The organism is Streptomyces sp. WELS2 (assembly GCF_013870595.1).
Taxonomy (GTDB): Bacteria; Actinomycetota; Actinomycetes; order Streptomycetales; family Streptomycetaceae; genus Streptomyces.
Genome location: NZ_JACBWZ010001041.1, coordinates 1 through 1,951, shown reverse-complemented (window position 1 = coordinate 1,951; position 1,951 = coordinate 1). Strand labels below are relative to the sequence as shown.

At 72.2% G+C, this 1,951-nt stretch carries 2 protein-coding genes; both read left to right on the top strand.

Going from position 1 to position 1,951, the window contains the following annotated elements; translation table 11 throughout:
- Positions 1-885, top strand: an 885-nt coding sequence (locus tag H5J33_RS33340) for an MFS transporter (RefSeq protein WP_181798433.1), incomplete at its 5' end; no start/stop codon positions are given.
- A 468-nt stretch (positions 886-1,353) separates the two neighbouring features.
- Positions 1,354-1,951, top strand: a 598-nt coding sequence (locus H5J33_RS33335; RefSeq protein WP_181798432.1) for a non-reducing end alpha-L-arabinofuranosidase family hydrolase, incomplete at its 3' end; no start/stop codon positions are given.

The window sequence follows — 1,951 nt, the reverse complement described above, 5'->3', positions numbered from 1 at the left end:
TTCTCCCCGGCGGTGGAGTCGGAGGTCGCCCGGCAGGCCGTCCTGCGGGAGGAGGCCGGCGGCGGGCCACGCGCCCGGGTACTGGCCCTGTTCACCGTCGCCGGACAGGCGGGCGCCTTCACCGGCCCGCTGCTGGGCGCCCTGCTGCTGACGGCCGACTTCCGCACGGTCTGCCTGGCCGGCGCGGCCGTCTTCACCGCCGTACTCGTCGGGCACGCCGTCCTGCTGCCCCGGCACATCCCCGGCCGCGAACCCGTCGCCGTGCGCGGCGGACTGGGGCCGCTGCTGCGCAACCGCCGCTTCCTCGCCCTGTGCTGCGGCTACGGCGCCCAACTGCTCGCCTACAACCAGTTCTACCTCGCCCTGCCCGCCGAAGTGCGGCGCGCCTACGGCTCCCAGGCGCCGGTCGCCTGGCTGTTCGCGCTGTCCTCCCTGCTGGTGGTGGGCGCCCAACTGCCCGTCACCCGCTGGGCGGACCGCCGGCTCACCCCGCGCCGCTCGCTGGCCGCCGGACTGCTGCTGACCGGCACCGGATTCGCCACCGTCGCCGCGGTCCGTCCGGCCGGTTTGACCGGCATGGCCGGACTCGTCCCGCTCGCCGCCCTGGTCGTCCTGCTCACCGCCGGCCAGATGCTGGTCGCGCCGGTCGCCCGCGCCTGGCTGCCCGACCTCGCCGAACCCGGCCGCATCGGCCTCTACACCGGCGCCCTGTCCTCCGTCTCCGGCCTGCTGGTCCTCCTCGGCAGCACGGCCTCCGGCGCGCTCCTCGACCTCGGACTGCCCCCGGCGCTGCCCTGGGCGGCCCTGGCGGCGGTACCCCTGGCGGCGATCCTGCTCCTGCCCGGACAGCGCCCCACCCACGACACGGCTCCCGAACCGGCCTGAACTCCTGGCTGCCTCGGCCATGCGTGGCCGCCGTGCGGCGTGCGGTCCTGTCCGGTGAGGGCGGGGCTGTTCCCGGCCTGGCATACCCGCTGGCGCGAGGAAGGGTGCGCCGGTCGGCTTGATAGCGGCCTCGGCTTCGATCCCGCGCCGGATTTCCGGTGCTGGTTCGGTGCTGGTTCGGAGGGGCTGATCTGCGGCGTTCCTCCGTGACGGACACGAACCTTTCGGGGCTGCCGTCGAATCATGCGGAAGGTGTTGACGCCGTTCACGGGTTGCCTATTATCCACGTTGCCCGACCTTCCGACCTTCGTTCGAGATTACGAACATAGCGGAATTGCTATGTCATGCTCTCGTCAACAGTGTTCCGGCCCGGTGCCCACGGGCCGCTGCGAACCACACCACAAGGACAGTCCGGGCGGTCTCCGCGGGGGCCGACCGGAACCGCTTGCCCAAGGATTGCGAGGTCCCATGCGCAGACGAAGTTTCAGCTCCGGACGACTGTCTGTGGTGCTCGCCGCCGCGGTGACGATCCTGGCCGCGTTGGCGGCGCTGCTCGTGGCCGCCCCGGCTCAGGCGGCCTCCAGCGGCGCCCTGCGCGGTGTCGGTTCGAACCGGTGCCTCGACGTGCCGGGCGCCAGCCAGACGGACGGCACGAACCTGCAGATCTATGACTGCTCGGGCGGGGCGAACCAGCAGTGGACGCTGACGGACGCCAATCAGCTGACCGTGTACGGCAACAAGTGCCTGGACGTTCCGGGGCACGCCACCACGGCCGGTACCAAGGTGCAGATCTGGACCTGTTCCGGCGGCGCCAACCAGCAGTGGCGGGTGAACTCCGACGGCACGGTCGTCGGCACGGAGTCCGGGCTGTGCCTGGACGTCACGGGCGCCGCTACGGCCAACGGCACGGCCGTGGAGCTCTGGACGTGCAACGGTGGCAGCAACCAGAAGTGGACCGGCCTGTCCGGGACGACGACCCCGCCGGGAGACGGCTCGTGTGCTCTTCCGTCGACGTACCGGTGGTCATCGACGGGTGCCTTGGCGCAGCCGGCGAACGGCTGGGTCT